The 16,283-nt window shown below is 68.5% G+C and carries 14 protein-coding genes; 11 read left to right on the top strand and 3 right to left on the bottom strand.

The genetic code is table 11. The features are described 5' to 3' along the window. Positions 1 to 9: 9 nt before the first annotated feature. Together EL337_RS04660 and EL337_RS04655 are read right to left on the bottom strand one after the other, a co-directional pair. Positions 10 to 3,111, bottom strand: a complete 3,102-nt coding sequence (locus tag EL337_RS04660; protein ID WP_048634102.1) for a helicase HerA domain-containing protein — start codon at positions 3,109 to 3,111, stop codon at positions 10 to 12. Then, positions 3,111 to 3,737, bottom strand: a complete 627-nt coding sequence (locus EL337_RS04655) for a hypothetical protein (RefSeq protein WP_048634101.1) — start codon at positions 3,735 to 3,737, stop codon at positions 3,111 to 3,113. The genes EL337_RS04660 and EL337_RS04655 overlap by 1 nt, the downstream gene beginning before the upstream one ends. 39 nt (positions 3,738 to 3,776) lie before the next feature. Here EL337_RS04655 and EL337_RS04650 point away from each other — a divergent pair, with 39 nt between their 5' ends. Then, the gene (locus EL337_RS04650) at positions 3,777 to 4,469 is read left to right on the top strand and encodes a TVP38/TMEM64 family protein (protein ID WP_048634100.1); all 693 of its coding nucleotides are present in this window, start codon (positions 3,777 to 3,779) and stop codon (positions 4,467 to 4,469) included. 3 nt (positions 4,470 to 4,472) lie between these two features. Here the strand turns inward: EL337_RS04650 and EL337_RS04645 are convergent, their stop codons facing one another. Beyond that, the gene (locus EL337_RS04645; RefSeq protein WP_126316495.1) at positions 4,473 to 4,787 is read right to left on the bottom strand and encodes a DUF732 domain-containing protein; all 315 of its coding nucleotides are present in this window, start codon (positions 4,785 to 4,787) and stop codon (positions 4,473 to 4,475) included. Positions 4,788 to 4,853: 66 nt separating this feature from the next. On the opposite strand from EL337_RS04645, the gene EL337_RS04640 reads away from it, so the two are divergent. The 10 genes from EL337_RS04640 (at position 4,854) to EL337_RS04595 (ending at position 16,282) form a co-directional block, all read left to right on the top strand. Next, positions 4,854 to 7,196, top strand: coding sequence for an AAA family ATPase (locus tag EL337_RS04640; protein ID WP_048634098.1), 2,343 nt, complete (start codon positions 4,854 to 4,856; stop codon positions 7,194 to 7,196). A 64-nt stretch (positions 7,197 to 7,260) separates the two neighbouring features. Further along, positions 7,261 to 8,289 carry a threonine aldolase family protein gene (locus EL337_RS04635; RefSeq protein ID WP_109860189.1) on the top strand — a complete coding sequence of 343 codons (1,029 nt, stop codon included), beginning with the start codon at positions 7,261 to 7,263 and terminating at the stop codon, positions 8,287 to 8,289. Between the two features lie 28 nt (positions 8,290 to 8,317). Beyond that, positions 8,318 to 9,178, top strand: coding sequence for a cysteine hydrolase family protein (locus tag EL337_RS04630; RefSeq protein WP_235666612.1), 861 nt, complete (start codon positions 8,318 to 8,320; stop codon positions 9,176 to 9,178). Next, positions 9,165 to 9,857 carry a GntR family transcriptional regulator gene (locus EL337_RS04625; RefSeq protein ID WP_048634096.1) on the top strand — a complete coding sequence of 231 codons (693 nt, stop codon included), beginning with the start codon at positions 9,165 to 9,167 and terminating at the stop codon, positions 9,855 to 9,857. Before EL337_RS04630 ends, EL337_RS04625 begins: the two co-directional genes overlap by 14 nt. A gap of 99 nt (positions 9,858 to 9,956) precedes the next feature. After that, complete coding sequence (locus tag EL337_RS04620; RefSeq protein WP_048634095.1) at positions 9,957 to 10,745, top strand: ABC transporter ATP-binding protein; 789 nt, start codon at positions 9,957 to 9,959, stop codon at positions 10,743 to 10,745. Between the two features lie 27 nt (positions 10,746 to 10,772). Further along, positions 10,773 to 11,585, top strand: a complete 813-nt coding sequence (locus EL337_RS04615; RefSeq protein WP_048634094.1) for an ABC transporter permease — start codon at positions 10,773 to 10,775, stop codon at positions 11,583 to 11,585. A 28-nt stretch (positions 11,586 to 11,613) separates the two neighbouring features. Beyond that, positions 11,614 to 12,603, top strand: coding sequence for an ABC transporter substrate-binding protein (locus EL337_RS04610; protein ID WP_048634093.1), 990 nt, complete (start codon positions 11,614 to 11,616; stop codon positions 12,601 to 12,603). Beyond that, positions 12,600 to 14,135, top strand: a complete 1,536-nt coding sequence (locus EL337_RS04605) for a gamma-glutamyltransferase family protein (RefSeq protein WP_232786869.1) — start codon at positions 12,600 to 12,602, stop codon at positions 14,133 to 14,135. Before EL337_RS04610 ends, EL337_RS04605 begins: the two co-directional genes overlap by 4 nt. Before the next feature lie 18 nt (positions 14,136 to 14,153). After that, positions 14,154 to 15,161: an LLM class flavin-dependent oxidoreductase gene (locus tag EL337_RS04600; RefSeq protein WP_048634092.1), complete on the top strand. Its 1,008-nt coding sequence runs from the start codon at positions 14,154 to 14,156 to the stop codon at positions 15,159 to 15,161. Next, positions 15,161 to 16,282 carry a peptidase dimerization domain-containing protein gene (locus EL337_RS04595; protein WP_048634091.1) on the top strand — a complete coding sequence of 374 codons (1,122 nt, stop codon included), beginning with the start codon at positions 15,161 to 15,163 and terminating at the stop codon, positions 16,280 to 16,282. The genes EL337_RS04600 and EL337_RS04595 overlap by 1 nt, the downstream gene beginning before the upstream one ends. The last annotated feature ends 1 nt before the right edge of the window (position 16,283 follow it).

Raw genomic sequence — 16,283 nt, 5'->3', positions numbered from 1 at the left:
GAGCTCCTCTCACGCCGAAGTCGCCAGGGCGAGCACGTCTTCGGCTGACGGTGGACTCGCCGGGTGGTGGGACAGGCACCACGGAGCGACGACCCGGTGAAAGGACTCACCCTCGGTCGCGACGTAGAAGTTGCCGGCCCGCAGCCTGCTGATGTCATCGATCAATCCGCCTTTGGCGCGGGCCATCTCGCGGGCCGTGTCGATCTGGGCGGGTGAGTTCAGCAGCCCGTAGAACTGCGTGGCGGCGTTTCCGGGGATGTTGTGGTTGAGGCCCTTGGGCGCCTGCGTCGCGAAGACCAGGCCGAGGCCGTATTTGCGGGCCTGCGACGACAGCGCCAGCGTGCTGCGGGTGCACGCGGTGAATCCCTTGGCGGGCGCGAAGTTCTGGGCCTCGTCCATCACGAGCAGGCCGCCGAGCGGGCGATCACCGGCCGGATGGCGCTTGATCCAGGCGAACAGCGCCATCTGCAGCTGGTTGACGAAACTCTGCCGCTGGTCGTCCGAGGACAGACCGATCATGCTGATCACCGATACCCGGGCGCGGTGTCCGTCGGACGGTGTCAGCAGCACTCCCGGGTCGACGGGCGTACCGCCGCCGCCGAACATCGGGTCGTTGACCATCGCCGCCCGCAGGTTCTGCGACAGGTCACCGGCGATCTCATGCGCACCCGCAATGTCGCTGACGTCCTCGGGCAGGTCGGCGAGCAACCGGATGAACCCGCCGAGCGTCGGCTCCGATGTTCTGCCGAAGTGCTGCAACGCTTCCCGGAGTACAGCCCGAGCACGAGTGGCCTTCTGTGTCTTCCCCGATATCAGGGCCCGCGGTTCCAGCGCCTCGCATGCCGATTCCACAGCCTCGGTGAACTCGTCAAAATCGTCGACGACGCTGGAGAAGTCGGGTAGCGGCTGGAACGACAGCGGGCGGCCGTTGGTTCGGCGCGGCGTCCAGATCTTGACATCGGTGTTGGTCAGATAGTCGTCGGCACGCGCGTCGTCGGACTGCCGCCATCCGGACGGCTGCTGCGGCCACGCCGTCCCCAGCCGGGACAGGTCGTTGTTGGGATCGAGCACGATCGACGACACGCCCCGGAGCGCGCACTCCTCGACGAGGCGGCGGATCAGTACCGTCTTGCCCGACCCGGAGCCGGCGAAGATCGCGACATGCTTACGCAGCGCCGACAGCGGAATGGTCACAGGCTCTTCGGTTGTCAGATCCAGACCGAGGGGTATCTCCGTCGCGGAGACGGTGTAGTCGGCGACGGGTTCAGGAGCAGACTCTGGCTCGTCGTCTGCCACGACGGCCACGGGCTCGGGCGCGTCGTCGTCGGCCGCCAGCGTGTCCGCCAGCAACCTCAGCCCGTGGGCGGGTCTGCGGGCCCTCAGCCACGCGGGCAGTTCGGGATCGTCGTCGTTGATCAGGTCCCGCAGCGCCGTCATGGTGCGCACGTCATCTTCCGACAGCGGCAGGGTACGCCCGCCGGCCGCGTGGAATGCGTCGATCTCCGCAGCGGTGGTCCTACCGCTCGGCCACGGCGCGTTGCGCAGCAGGAACAGGTGTCGACGGTCCGATCCGGACGTGAACCCGGTGGCCGTCAACGCCTTCCGTATGCGGCTCAGGGCAGCGCTGGCGTTGGTCGCCGCGATGGCACGGAACGCCCAGTGCCGCTCGTCGTCGGTGTCGCTGTCCAGGCTTTCGCGCAGCCGGGCGTGCAGCATGACGTGGGTCCCCGGCGGCGGATCGGACACGAACGTGCTCTCGCCGTCACGCTCGGTGATCCATGCCCGCAACGCCGCCGACAGCAGCTCGGGCATCGTGATGTCCTCGCCGTCGTGCGCCACCGCTGCCTCGGGCACCGCCCGCCGCCGGTACTCGGCGAACCGCCGGTCCAAAGCCGAAGAGGCCGAGGCTGTTCCGTCGACGTCACGCGGTTCCCATGACGGCTGCGCATCGGCGCTCAAGCGTTCGAGCTCGACGACGTCGCCGTGCTTGAGGCACTCCCGCACGTGGGTGTCGGCCCGGATCAGCAACTGGCGCGGCGTGTAGGACGGCGCCTCCTCGAACGCCGCCGGCGCCAGCGGCCAACTCGGATACGGCGGCGTGAATCCTGCTGAGGCGTAGCTCGCGGCGAACCTGCGCTCCAGGATGGCGCGGCCGACGTCGGCGCTGGGCAACGGTGTAAGCACGCCGGTCATCCGGAAGCGGTCGGCGACACTGGCTGCGGCGCGGTCCTGAATGTGTTCCCACACCGCGGGCAGGCAGGCTACCACCGGCACGGTGCGCCGCGTCGTCTGCCGCAACGACATCAACCCGTGGGCGACCTGCTCGAGTACCCCGTCTCCGGCAGTCCCTGCCAGCGATTGCGCCAGCAGCGTGTCGATCTGGTCGACGGCGAGCAGCGATGGTCCCGCCAGCGCGACCAGACGCGTGATGTCGCGGACGCACTCCTGCGCCGACGCCGGCGCCGCGCGCAATCCCCACGGGCCGCGCTCTTCGACGCTGAACTCCTCACTGCCCTGCAGGAAGCCCTCACCGATGTCGTGGGCGATGAAGTCGTTGGACCCCAGCAGTACCAGCGCGCGCAGCGTCTGATGACATTGCCGCACAGTCTCTTTCGCGGCCGATGACATCGCCTTGATGAAGCGGTAGAGCGTCTCGGCGTCCAGGTCGTCGTCACCGATGATGGCCCGGCGATCGGCACGCGAGACGTGCGCCAGCGACGACAGCTCCCACAGCAGGTCCTTCAGCTGCGTCTCGCGCTGAGCGCCCGGGCGGCCGAGGCTCTCCAGGATGCCGCTGCGCACCGACTGCCAGAAGCTGGCGGCGTCGAGCAGTTCGACGACGAAGAAGAAGCCGCCGTCGGCCTGCACGCGTTCGCGGATCTGGCCGAGCAGGTGGGTCTTGCCCGATCCCGCCGGGCCGCGGATGACGACTCCCAGCGGATTGGACGTCTCAACGCGCAGCGCGTCGCCGAACGCATCCATCACGTCGTCGACGGCGTGCTCGTTGAGGCCCGTCACGTGGGTGGCCGCCTGGGGTCGCCACAGGTCGTCCGACGTCGGTGCCCACGTCAGCCGCAGCGAGGCGAGCGCATCCCGGTGGAGCGCGTCCATCACGCCTCGATCGCGATCAGGTGCTTGGCCCGATCCCCGATGACGACGGCCGCGGCGCGGTCCTCGGCGGTCAGGACTTTCTGGTCTTCCTGCGGGATCACGCTGACGCCCGGCGCGCGGTGCAGCGCGACCAGCGCGGCGTCGACGTCGGTGCGGGGCACGTCCAACTCGGCGCGCAGCCGGGTCAGCGAGACCCAGCCACCGGGGCGCGGTGCCAGCCGCCCGTACGCGTCGCGGATTCGGTCCTCGGTGGTGGACGCCGCCATGGACGACTCGGTGACGCCGAAGACGTCGGCCAGGCTGAGGTCGGCGTGGCTCAGGTACCGGCCGAGGGCGCCGAGCACGGTGTAGACCGTCTTTGCCGAACCGGTCGAGCGAGGCGGCGGTCCTGCATCGACGAGATCGCGGCACAGTCGCCAGCCGCTGTCGGTGAGCTCGTGGACGAATCTGTTTCCGACACGCTCGGATTCGATCAGACCGAGGCTGTTGAGCTTGTCTCGGCCGGGTTTGTCCAGAGCAGGGCCCAGCGCGGCCAGTTCCGGGTTGGGTACCGGCCGCGATTCGGCCATCAGCACCAGCAGCACCGCCCGTTCCGTTCCTGTCAGATCCCCCGGCGTCACACTCACGTCTGCCAACTTAACGGGGTGCGGCAGGATTGTTCTGCCATGGTTGATCCCGTCGGTGTTCCCGAAAACTCGAAACGGCGCGCGCTGGTCCGGCTGGCGCTGGTCGTCGCGGTTTTGACGGTGCTGTTCTATTTCACAGCAATCGAGCGGGTGATCGACATCGACGCGGTGCGTCGGCTGATCGAGTCGACGGGCCCGCTGGCGCCCCTGACGTACGTGGTGGTGTCGGCGGTCCTGGGCGCCCTGCTGGTGCCGGGGCCGCTGTTGGCGGCGGGCAGCGGGTTCCTGTTCGGGCCGGTGCTGGGCACCTTCGTCACGCTGGGCGCGACGGTCGGAAACGCGCTCATTTCGGCTTACGCCGGCCGCCGAGCCGGGCGGGACAGCGCGCGGGCGCTGCTGGGGTCGCAGCGCTCGGATCGCATCGACGGGATGATCCAGCGCGGCGGGCTGTGGGCGGTGGTGCTGCAGCGCTTCGTCCCCGGCATTTCCGACGCCCTGGCGTCCTTTGCCTTCGGGGCGTTCGGCGTGCCGATGTGGCAGATGGCCGCCGGGGCGCTGATCGGCTCGGCACCGCGGGCGTTCGTGTACACCGCGCTGGGCGCGTCGATCGGTGAATTCTCCGCACCGCTGGCCGTCACGGCGATCGTCGTCTGGTGTGTCACGGCGGTGCTGGGTGCGTTCGCCGTGCGCCGCGGCGTGCGGAGTTGGCGCGCGAGCCGCTCGGGCGACTGAGCGTCAGCCGCCGACGAGGGCGCGGTGGTGATCGCAGTACGCCGCCACGGAGGCGCCGACGACCATGCCGGACTGTTCGGGGGTGAGACCGTTGGCCGCAGCGATGCCGTCGGCGACGGTCTGCAGCGGCTGACCCCCGTCGAGGCCTGCACACACCGCCAGTCCCATCTCCACCGCTGACGCGGGTTCGGCGACGGGAACGCCCATCAGGTCGAGGACTTCGAGGAAGGTTTCGTCATCGGCGACCGCGGGGGCGGCGGTGAGCAGCGCGGCGGAGCCGATGAGGGCGGCCATCCCGGCCATTTTCAGCGATGTCACAGCTGCCCATCCTGCCCTACCCTCAGGCGCCACCGCATGAGCAGGCCGCGCGTAATCTGGGCGTCCATGCCCGGCTTCGTCCTGACCGAGGAGTTCCGCTCCGCGCTGGACCTGCTGGCCGGCGGCAGGCACGTATTCCTCACCGGCAAGGCAGGCACGGGCAAGTCGACGCTGATCCGCCGCTTCATGGCCGACACCGATCGCCACGTGGTCGTGGTGGCGCCGACGGGTATCGCCGCGCTGAACGTCGACGGCTACACGATCCACCGGATGTTCGGTTTCCGCTCGACGACGACGCTGGACGAGATCCGGCGCGGAGAGTACCGGCCGGGACGGTTCACCAAGACGCTGGCCTCGCTGCAGACGCTGATCATCGACGAGGCGTCGATGGTGCGTGCCGACGTCTTCGACATGGTCGCCGCGGCCCTGGAGCGATTCGGGCCTGCCCCGGGCACGCCGTTCGGCGGCGTCCAGATCGTGCTGGTCGGCGACCTGTATCAGCTGCCGCCGGTGGTCCGCGAGGACGAAGCCGGCTACTTCACGACCACCTACGAGACCCCGTACTTCTTCTCGGCTCGCTCGTTCCACCGCGACGACTTCCCGACGGTGTCGCTGACGACGGTGTTCCGTCAGCTCGGCGATGACCGGATGACGGCCATTCTCAACGAGATCCGCGAAGGTGTGCTCCTCGGGCACGCCCAGGAGCAGCTCAATGCGCGCGCCGACAAGGACTTCGTCCCACCCGACGACGAGTTCTGGCTGACGCTGGCGCCGACCAACCGACTCGTCACGGCCCGCAACCGCCAGCAGCTGGAGCGGCTCCCCGGCGACGAGATGGTGCACCACGCGAAGGCCTCGGGTGACCTGGCGCTGTTCGACCCACCGGTCGAGGAGACACTGCGGTTCAAGGTCGGCGCGCAGGTGATGATGCTCAACAACGACCAGGGCAACCGCTGGGTCAACGGCACCGTCGGCCGCGTCGCCGGAGTGGGTTACGACCGGTACGGCGCCGTCGTCGAGGTCGAATTCCCGGACGGTACGAGCGCGGACGTCTCGCCGTTCACGTGGGAGGTGACGCGGCCGGTGGCCTCGGGCGCGTCACTGGGCCGGGAGGTGGTCGGGTCGTACACGCAGCTGCCGTTCAAGTTGGCGTGGGCGATCACGATCCACAAGAGCCAGGGGCAGACGCTGGACCGGGTGGTCGTCGACCTCACCGGAGGCATGTTCTCCACCGGTCAGCTGTACGTGGCGCTGAGCCGGTGCACGTCGCTGGCTGGGCTGGTGCTGAAAAGACCTGTGCTGCCAAAGGATCTGAAGACGGATCGCCGGATCGCACGTTTCCTGCGCACCCCGGCGGGCGACTCCGGCGCGCGGCGGTACTGCGCGATCGGCATGCTGACGGTCGGCGACGAGGGCCGCATGTCGCGGCCCCGCCCCGTCGAGCTGGCGGTGGCGTTCGACGACGGCACCGCGGTGACCACGCTGATCAACCCGCAGCGCGATCTCGCTGACGCGCGAACAGCATTCGGCATCACGGTGTCCGACGTGCTGTTGGCACCCACGCTGCGGGAGGCGTGGGCGGTGATCGCGCCGATGCTGGCGGGGTGCACGCCAGTGGGTGTCGGCGTGGACGAGCAGCTGGGCCTGCTCGATTTCGAGCTCAAGCGGCTCGGATATGTGACGACGATGCCGCTGGGAGTGGAACTGCGCGGTACCCGTATCCAGGGCCGCACCGCGCTGGAGCGGGCCCGCTCGGCGCTGGACGCCCACCGGGTCACCGAAGCGGAGGCCGGCTCGTCGGCCTTCGACGAACCCGAAGCCGTCGAGGCGGCAGGGCTGCTGGTCAGCCGGGATTCCACGGTGGCGACACCGGTGGCCGATCACCTGCCGGGCCTGTCGGCGCTGATGCGGATCAGCCGCGACGTCGGCGCAGTACTGCTGGGCGGGGCGGCACCGCAGCGTGCCGACGACACCGGCTGGGAGGCCGCGGCGCGGCAGTCGGTCGCCGATCAGCTGCGGGCGGCGGCGGGCCGGGTGCAGCTGACCAACGACGTGGTGTCCCGGTTGCAGGCGGCCGAAGAACTTCTCGGTGTCGAGATCCTCACCGGGGCAGATCTTCTCGTCCAGCACGACATCGACGGGGTGCTGACCTCCGGTGCGCGCATCTGTTTCACCGGCACGGCCCAGGATCCCGCGGGCCGGATCGTCGAGCGCGACGACATGGAGCTCTTGGCCGCCGCGGCCGGGCTGGTGCCGGTGAAGACGGTGACCAAGACCCGCTGCGACGTGCTGGTGACGGCCGAGGCAGGCACGCAGTCGGGTAAGGCCCGCAAGGCGCAGGAGTACGGCAAGCCGGTGTTCTGTGCCGACGAGTTCTTCACCTGGCTCGCCACCCACGCGCCGAACTGAGATTCCCGGTCGCGATATGGCCGCAGATCACGACCCTCACGCCCGGTTCGGCGACGAGTGCACAATGGGGGGCGTGCCGTCCTCCGCCTTCGCCTCGGACAACGCCGCGCCGGCGCACCCGTTGGTCCTCGAAGCCCTCAACCGTGTCAACGACGGGCCGGCGCCCTCCTACGGCGACGACCCGGTGACCGCGCACGCCGTCGATGCCATCAGGGCCGCCTTCGACTCCCCCGATGCGGACGTGCTCTTCGCCTTCACCGGCACAGCGGCCAACATCATCGCGCTCGCGTCGGCGGTCCGGCCGTGGCACGAGATCTTCTGCAGCGACGTCGCCCACGTCCTCGTCGACGAGGCCGGCGGGCCGGTCCGACTCTCCGGCGCCCAGCTCACCAGGCTGGCGAGCGCCGACGGGCTGATCACTCCGCAGGAGCTGGAGCGCAGGGTGCTCGGCCGCAGCGCGGTGCACCACTCACAACCGCGCATCGTGTCGGTGACCCAGTCGACGGAGAACGGCAGGGTGTGGACGGCCGCCGCCCTGCGCGAATTCGTCGACTGCGCGCACAACCTCGGGCTCCTCGTTCACATCGACGGCGCCCGCATTGCCAATGCCATTGCCGCACTCGGCGTCTCGCCGCTGGAGGCCATCGGTGACGCCGACATCGTCAGCGTGGGCGGCACGAAGAACGGCATGTTGTTCGGTGATGCGGTCCTGGTCCGGCGTCCAGAGCAGTTCGACGGAATCCGGTTCGTGCAGAAGCAGATCGGCCATCTGGCGAGCAAGCACCGGTTCATCGCCGCCCAGTTCACCGCGCTCTTCGACGACGGCCTGTGGCTGCGCAACGCGGCGCACGCCAACGCGATGGCCCGACGCCTGAGCACCGGGCTGGAGGCACTCGGCCTGCAGCTGGCGGCCCCGGCCGAATCCAACGAGATCTTCGTCAAGCTCGACGCGCATAGTCATCGCGGCCTGGCCGAGCACTACCTCGCGCACCAGCCCGACGTCGGCGTGCCGGTGGTGCGGTTCGTCTGCTCGTGGTCGACCACCGAGGCCGAGGTCGACGACGCGCTGGCAGTGCTACGCACCCTCGTGTGACGCGCTGTCCCACCACTGCAGTACCCGAGTGGCGAAGAGGACATGGTCCGCTCAGCGCGCCTTCCGGACGGCGCCTGGCTACAAGGCGAGGCCCACCAAGGCCGGATATCATTGCCGCCAGGGACTTCTCGGCGACATCATCGCGGACCGCCCCGTCACGGGCTGCGCCGCGACGCCCTGGCTGCTACGGTCTTGTATACAGTACACCCGGGAGGAACTTGTGGTTCGGCTCTCCGAGAGTGACCGGCACATGCCCGGTCATGCCGCGCTCGTTGTCGTCGACGTACAGAACGACTTCTGTAGTCCGCAGGGATCGCTGCCCGCCGGATATGGCTTCGACCTGCAGTTTATCGACGCGATGGTGCCACGGCTCCAGAGGCTCATCGAGGCCGCCCGAGGCGCCGGGATCCCGGTAGTCTTCGTGCGCACCGTGCATGATCCGTCCAACGACAGCCCGGCCTGGCTGGGCCGCCTCGGCGACGGCGACGGCACCGAGCGCACCGGGGTCACCTGCAGGACCGGCAGCTGGGGTGCGGAATTCTTCGGCGTTGCACCAGCATTCGGCGACCACGTGATCATCAAGAATCGCTTCTCGGCCTTCGTCGGCACCAACCTGTCGCTCACCCTGCGGTCGCTGGGCGTCGGCTCGGTTCTGTTCGCCGGCGTCGCCACCGAGGTCTGCGTGGAATCATCGCTTCGCGACGGCCTTTTTCACGATTTCTATGTCACGCTTGTGCAGGACTGCGCGGCGTCGTACTCCCAAGCGGCACACGATGCGTCGGTCCGCGTAGTGGGCAAGCACTTCGGACTGGTGACGACGGCGGACGAACTCGTCTCGCGGTGGACACCGGCCCGCCGAGCGGAGGAGGTCGGCGTTGGCAGCCAGTGAGACTGCTTCACAGTCGATTCCGGCCATCCAGCAGGGCCCGGTACTGCGCGAACGCGTCTACTCGACGCTCGAGGACCTGATCGTGCGGCGGGTGCTGCAGCCCGGAGAGCGCCTGCTGGAGAACGAGCTCGCCGCCGCGCTGGGCGTGAGTCGCAACCCCGTCCGAGAAGCGTTGACCATGCTGGCCCGTACCGGCTGGGTGGACATCCACCCCCGCACCGGAGCCTACGTGCACGCCCCCACTCCTGACGAGATCGACGACTTCTTCGACATGCGGACGCTGCTGGAGTCCTACGCCGCCGAACGTGCCGCCAGCCGGGTCACCGCCGAGCAGCTCGACGTCCTTGAGGAGATCTGGCGCGAGGGGGTCAGCGCAGTCGAGTCGGGCGACGTGCAGGGGATCGTGTCGGCCAACTCGGCCTTTCACGACCGGATCAGCGAGTGGTCGGGCAACGGCATGCTGCACTCCACCCTCTCCATGATGAAAAAGCGTGTCCGCTGGTATTTTTCGTCGGTTGCCGATGTGCGCGGCATGGCGTCGTGGAACGAGCACCGGCGCATCATCGACGCGCTGCGAGCCCGGGATGCTGCGCACGCGTCCACCTTGATGCGGGCCCACACGATGGCCACCGCCGACATGTACCGCAGCCGGGCGGCAGCCGAGACCGCAACCGCCTGACGCCGACGACATTAGACGCACACAGTAAACTCGCACGAAATACTCAGGAAACACTCCGGTGGTCCACTCTCTGTATACAACATACCGAGAGGAGCTGGTATGGCACCGGCGACCGTGGAGTCCTCCGTCGCGACAGACGCCATCACGATCGCGGGCCTGACCAAGGTCTACGAACGGATCAGTGGGCGGGAGATCGTCCGCACCTATGCGCTGAGCGGTGTCGACCTCGCCGTCCGCCCGGAGGAGTTCGTGTCCCTGGTTGGTCCGTCCGGCTGCGGGAAGACCACGGTGCTCAAGGTGATCGCCGGACTGCTTCCTGCGTCGGCCGGTCGTGTCGAGGTCAACGGTAAGACGGTCACCGGCACCGGCACCGACCGCGGCGTCGTGTTCCAACAGCCGTCGCTGTTGCCGTGGCGCACCGTGCGGCAGAACATCATCGAATCGCTGCAGTTCGCCGGCATCCCGCGCGCCGAGCGCCGCCCCCGCGCCGATAAGTACCTCGAATTGGTCGGACTCGCCGGGTTTTTCGATCACTACCCGGGTGAGCTGTCCGGCGGTATGCAGCAACGCGTCGGGATAGCCCGCGCGCTGGCGCTCGAGCCGCAGGTGCTGCTCATGGACGAGCCGTTCGGCGCGCTCGACGCGATTACCCGCCAGCACATGCAAACCGAGTTGATGCGCATCTGGAGCCAGGAGAAGCGGTCGGTGCTGTTCGTGACGCACTCGATCGAAGAGGCGATGCTGCTGTCGGACCGCGTCGTGGTGATGTCGGACGGCAAGGTACGCGCCGACGTCGATGTCCCGATCGACCGTCCGCGGTCTCGCACCGAGCTGATCAACGACCCCGCGGCCCGCGCACTGCGCACCCGCCTGGAAGAACTCCTGTAACCCTCCCCTTCACCCGATCGGACAAGCATGCCTGCAGTCATCGAGCGCGAACGAATCACCACCGCACAACTGGTGCAGCGCAAAGTCTTCAACTGGGAACGCCTGGTTCAGGTGGTCCTCGTCGTGGTGGTCCTGACAGTCTGGGAGATCGCGGGACGGATCGTCGGAGACTTCTTCCTCGCGCCGCCCTCGAAGCTGCCGGGTGCCTTCTGGGAGATGTGGGAGACCGGCGAGCTCCTGCGTGCCGTGCTGGACAGTCTCAGTTCACTACTGGTGGGCTTCTGCCTGGCGATCGTGGTCGGAATCGCCGTCGGTTTCTTCATGGGCTGGTACGGGCCGGCCGGTCGCACGCTCAATCCTTTCGTATCGGCGCTCTACGTGGTACCGACCGCGGCACTGGTCCCGATGTTCATCATCTGGTTCGGTCTGGGATTCACGGCGCGCACCGTCACCGTCTTCCTGTTCTGCGTATTCGAGATCCTCATCAGCACCTACACCGGGGTGCGCAACGTCGACCGCAACCTGGTCGACGCGGCACGAGCATTCGGCGCCAGCCGCTTTCAGCTGTTCACCAAGGTGGTGTCCTACGCCTCGCTGCCCTACATCTTCGCCGGGCTCCGGATGGGCATCTCGCGCGCCGTCAAGGGCATGGTCGTCGCCGAGCTGCTGTTCGCCGTCACCGGGCTCGGAGGACTTATCAGCACCGCCGCCAACTACTACCGCACGGACAAAGTGTTCGTCGGGGTCATCGTGCTCGCACTGCTCGGCGTGACACTCGCGGCCGCGGTGCAGGTCCTCGAACGCCGTCTCATGCCGTGGCACCGCGGCATCCACGCTTAACAGAGTCAGTCGACCAGAAGGGAACATCATGAAGTTCACACGTATCGGCGCGGTGGTGGCCGTGGCCGCGCTGGCCCTCGCGGGCTGTTCGTCGGGCAGCGAAGGCTCGCAGGACAACTCGACAGCGCCGCTGAAGGTGGCGTTCGCCTCGGACCTCGACCCCGCGGACATCGCCGACTACCTCGGTGCGCAGAAGGCCGGCGCCGAGATCACCGCGCTCAACGAGGACAGCGCCGTCGTCGCCGGTTTGCAGAACGGCAACTTCGACATCGGCAACATGGACGGCGCGTCGGCCATCAAGGCAGCGCAGAGCGGCATCGACGTCAAGATCGTCTACGTCAGCCAGGTCATCCCCGAGTTCGTGCTCGTCGCGCAGTCGCAGTACCAAAACATCGGTGACCTCGCCGGCGCCCGCGTCGCCTATCACGGACCTGGTTCGCCCACCGAGACCCTGCCGCGCGAACTCGCCCGGCAGACCGGTCCCGATCTGGAGAACCAGATCAACTGGAGTGTGCTGCCGGAGTCACCCAATCGGGCCGCGGCCATGCTCGGTCAGCAGATCGACGCCACCGCACTGGAATTCGGCGACGTACTGACACTCCAGGACGAGGGCGAGTTCACCGTCCTCGGGGACTGGAGCGACCTCAAGGGTGACAGCGCCAGCGCGTTCAACACCGTCTGGGTCACCTCCGGCACGTTCCTTGAGTCCAATCGGGACCGGGTCGTCGACTTCCTGACAAATGTGCAGACCGCCTACGACGAGTTCTACCAGGACGAGGCCGCGTGGACCGCCGCCGTCAAGGAGCAACTGCCCGACGTACGTGAGGACTTCCTGCCCCAGATCTATCAGTACTACAGCGAGGCGTCGTTCTACCCGAAGGCCGGCACCGCACCGTTGTCTGCAGAAAGCTGGGCCGGTATGGACGCGTTCTTCCAGTCACTCGGTGAGTACAACCAACCCGCCGATCCCTCAATGGTCGACTTCGACGTGATCAACGAAGTGTCCGGCGCCAAATGACCCAGGGCACGGGCATGGTCGCCGCCAGCCATCCGCTCGCCGTCGACGCCGCGGTCGCCGTCCTCGACGAGGGTGGCACAGCGGCCGACGCTGCGGTCGCGGCGGCGGCGATGCTCACCGTCGTCGACCCGCGGTCGACCGGCGTGGGCGGCGACCTGTTCGCGCTGTATTGGGAGCCGGGCGCCGACGAACCGGTCGGGCTGGCCGCGGCAGGAGGTGCACCCGGCGGCATGACCGTACAGGCGCTGCGGGAGCAGGGATTCGACGCCATGCCGCCCGACGGGCCGTGGACCGTCACCGTCCCCGGCGCCACCTGGGGATGGACCGCACTGCTCGATCGATACGGCCGCCTGGGCAGCCGGCGTCTCCTGCACCCTGCCATCGAGACGGCGCGCGCGGGCTTCACCGTGGCCCCCATCATCGCCGAGGAATGGCAACTCGGCGCGGACAAGTTACGCCGCAATCCCGCTGCCGCGGAGGTGTTCCTGCCGGGCGGTCAGGTACCGCAGGCGGGCGAGACATTCGTCAACCCAGGGCTCGCCGACGCACTGGAGAGCTACGTCAACGACGGCCACGAGCCGTTCTACACGGGGGCCATCGCCGCCGGGTTCGTCGACGCGGTCCAGCAACTGGGCGGGCCGCTGAGCGCATCCGATCTCAGCGGCTGGGGCGGCCCGGAATGGTCCACGCCGATCTCGGCCCAGTTCCGCGGCCTCGACATTTACGAAATGCCGCCGCCGGGACAGGGTGTCGTGGTTCTGGAGGCGGCCCGTCTCTACCAGGATCTGCCGCTGACCTCTCAGGGCGAGGCCGATCATCACCTGATCGAGTGCCTCAAGATTGCGTTCGGCGACGCCGCCGACCACGTCGCCGATCCGCATTTCGGTCCCGTACCGGTGGCGGACCTACTGGAGGAAGACCGGCTGTCGAAGCTGCGCGACCAGATCGGTCCGGAGGCGTCGGACGCGAGAGCGCCCGGCGTGCCGTCGGACACGGTGTACGTGTGCGTGGTGGACCGGGAGGGTGCGGCCTGCTCCCTCATCCAGAGCCTCTACGAGAGTTTCGGTTCCGGGGTGATGGCGCCAGGAAGCGGCGTTCTGCTGCACAATCGCGGCAACGGTTTCACACTGCGCGACGGCCACCCCAACCGCCCGGAGGGCGGTAAGCGCCCCTACCACACCATCATCCCGGCAATGCTGGGTGACGGGACCGGGTTCCGGGGCTGCCTCGGCGTGGTCGGCGGGTTCATGCAACCCCAGGGACAGCTGCAGATCCTGCGCAACGTGATCGACCGCGGCATGACGGCCCAGCAGGCCGTCGACGCGCCGCGGTTCCGCGTCATGCAGGGCCGGACGATCGGGCTGGAGGCGGGATTTGACGATGTCTCGGCAGCCGAACTCGCCCGCCGTGGGCACCTGTTCACCGAGCTGCCGCGATTCGAATGCGGCGGTGCACAGATGATCCTGCGCACCGACACCGGACTGACGGGCGGCTCCGACCGGCGCAAGGACGGCTACGTCGGTGTCTGCTGACCACTACGGAGGAGCATCATGAAGGGGATCGGCCTCAGCCTGCCCAACCGCGGGATCCTGTTCGGCGCCATCAGTGTCTCGGAGATGCTGGAGCTGGCCGAGTTCGCCGACAAAGGTGAGTTCTTCGATTCGGTCTGGGTCGGAGACGGCCTCATCGCCAAGCCCAGGGTGGAGGCGGTCGCCAGCCTGGCCGCCATCAGCTCCCGCACCGAGCGGGTCAAGCTCGGGGTGTGCTGCCTGGCCACGTTCCCGCTCCGCCAGCCCGTGGTCTTCGCCGCACAGTGGGCCAGCCTCGATGTGCTCTCGGGCGGGCGCGCACTGCTCGCGGTGTGCCTGGGTGCGACGACCGAACGCAGCGGGGGCAACGCCGCTGCCGAGCTGACAGCGGCGGGCATCACCAGCCGCGAGCGCGTACCGCGTCTCGAAGAGGGCATCCGGCTGGTGCGTGCCCTGTGGAACGGCCCGACGTCGTGGGACGGCCAGTTCTGGTCGTTTCCCGAAGTCTCGTTGGAACCCAAGCCCATTCAGGACCCCTGCCCCATCTGGATTGCGAGCAACCCCGACCCCGCCCGCATGCCCGAACGCCGGTACCGCGCCGCGATCGAGCGCGTCGCCACCCTGGCCGACGGCTGGCAGACGGCGGTGACGACACCCGAGGAGTTCGGCCGCAAGTGGGATGAGATCCGTACCGCCGCGGACGCCGCCGGGCGCGATGCGTCGGCGATGACGTCGTCGGCGCACCTGATGATCAACCTGGGCGATGACCGGGCCGCGGCACGGGCGGAGGGCAAACGGTTTCTCGACACCTACTACTCGATGGACAGCAGCGACGAGATCCTGGACCGTTGGGGAGCTTTCGGCACTCCCGACGATGTGCTCGCACGAATCGACCAGTACCTCGAGCGGGGTCTGGACCTCCCGATCCTGCGGTTCGCGTCATTCGATCAGCCGCAGCAGATGGCGCTGGCCGAGCAGACGTTGCTTCCCGAGCTGCAACGTCGCCGCGGTCCGGTGCCCGCCTGTTGATGGCGGACTACCTGGAGAGCACGCTGCTCACGCTCGTCGGCACCGACACGTCGGTACCCGCGGGCGCCACCGAGATCCTGCCCGGCGACAGCCGGCTGCACCACGCCGTGGACTCCGCGGTACTCCCCCTGATCGACGCGCTCGGGCCCGACGAGATCCGCCGTCATCCCTGCGGTGACATCGCGGCACGGTTCGGGCCCGACACCGCTGACGGACTCCTGCTGCAGACCTACATCGTGTCGCAGCACGGAAATCTGATGGCCGATCCGCACGCGGGCCGCGTCGTCGACGGGGAGACGCTGGGCCTGTCCGGTCCGACGGTGGTGGGACAGGGCGCCAATCAGAACAAGGGGCCGATGGCGGCAGCCCTGGCCGCCGTGCGGGACTTGACGTCGCTGCGGCGCGCGGTGTGGCTGACGGTCAACTGCGAGGGGCGCAGCAGCCACGACGGATCCCGGCGCATCTACGGTGACCTCGAGGTCAGGGTCGCGCATTCCATTCTGGCATTCGGAACCAACCTCGCGGTGTCCCTGGGCAACCGGGGACGCGTCGACGTCGAGATCACCGTTGGGGGTTCGTCGTCGCACTCCAGTCAGCCCGAGCTCGGCCGCAACCCGATTCCACCGGCCGCCGCCGTGGTGGCCAGGCTGTCCGACACTCCACTGCCACCGCCGCATCCCGATCTGGGGCCGGCCACCGCAACGCCCTACCAATTCCGGTGCGACCCGATCGCGCCACACACCCTGCCGTCGACCGTGCGCGTCGTGGTGGACCGCAGGCTGCTCCCCGGCGAGCGTCCCGACGAGGCGGTCGACGGACTTCGCCGTCATCTCGACGGACTGTGGCCGGAGCTCGACGTCGCCGCCGGCGCATCGATGTTCCCGGCGCTCGTCGACTCGGCGACGCCGGTGGTGAGCGCGCTGGGCAGATTCCCGACAATGTACAGCCGCAACGCGTTCGACGCCGGGTACGGATGCTCACTGGGGGTCCCGACCGTCATGTTCGGCCCGGGCAAGCGCGATTTCGGGGCGGGCGTGGTGACTGCCGAGGCGGTGTCCCTCTCGGACTGCCGAGTGGCGGCGGCTGCCTTCAGCGAGGCCGCCCGGGCGCTGTGCGGCTGAT

It is taken from the genome of Mycolicibacterium aurum, assembly GCF_900637195.1.
Taxonomy (GTDB): Bacteria; Actinomycetota; Actinomycetes; order Mycobacteriales; family Mycobacteriaceae; genus Mycobacterium; species Mycobacterium aurum.
This window is presented reverse-complemented; position numbering and strand designations above follow the sequence as displayed.

Coding starts and splice junctions, on each gene's coding strand:
- EL337_RS04660 (WP_048634102.1), bottom strand. CDS start 3,111: ATGGACGCGCTCCACCGGGATGCGCTCGCCTCGCTGCGGCTGACGTGG.
- EL337_RS04650 (WP_048634100.1), top strand. CDS start 3,777: ATGGTTGATCCCGTCGGTGTTCCCGAAAACTCGAAACGGCGCGCGCTG.
- EL337_RS04640 (WP_048634098.1), top strand. CDS start 4,854: ATGCCCGGCTTCGTCCTGACCGAGGAGTTCCGCTCCGCGCTGGACCTG.
- EL337_RS04635 (WP_109860189.1), top strand. CDS start 7,261: ATGGGGGGCGTGCCGTCCTCCGCCTTCGCCTCGGACAACGCCGCGCCG.
- EL337_RS04620 (WP_048634095.1), top strand. CDS start 9,957: ATGGCACCGGCGACCGTGGAGTCCTCCGTCGCGACAGACGCCATCACG.
- EL337_RS04615 (WP_048634094.1), top strand. CDS start 10,773: ATGCCTGCAGTCATCGAGCGCGAACGAATCACCACCGCACAACTGGTG.
- EL337_RS04610 (WP_048634093.1), top strand. CDS start 11,614: ATGAAGTTCACACGTATCGGCGCGGTGGTGGCCGTGGCCGCGCTGGCC.
- EL337_RS04605 (WP_232786869.1), top strand. CDS start 12,600: ATGACCCAGGGCACGGGCATGGTCGCCGCCAGCCATCCGCTCGCCGTC.
- EL337_RS04600 (WP_048634092.1), top strand. CDS start 14,154: ATGAAGGGGATCGGCCTCAGCCTGCCCAACCGCGGGATCCTGTTCGGC.
- EL337_RS04595 (WP_048634091.1), top strand. CDS start 15,161: ATGGCGGACTACCTGGAGAGCACGCTGCTCACGCTCGTCGGCACCGAC.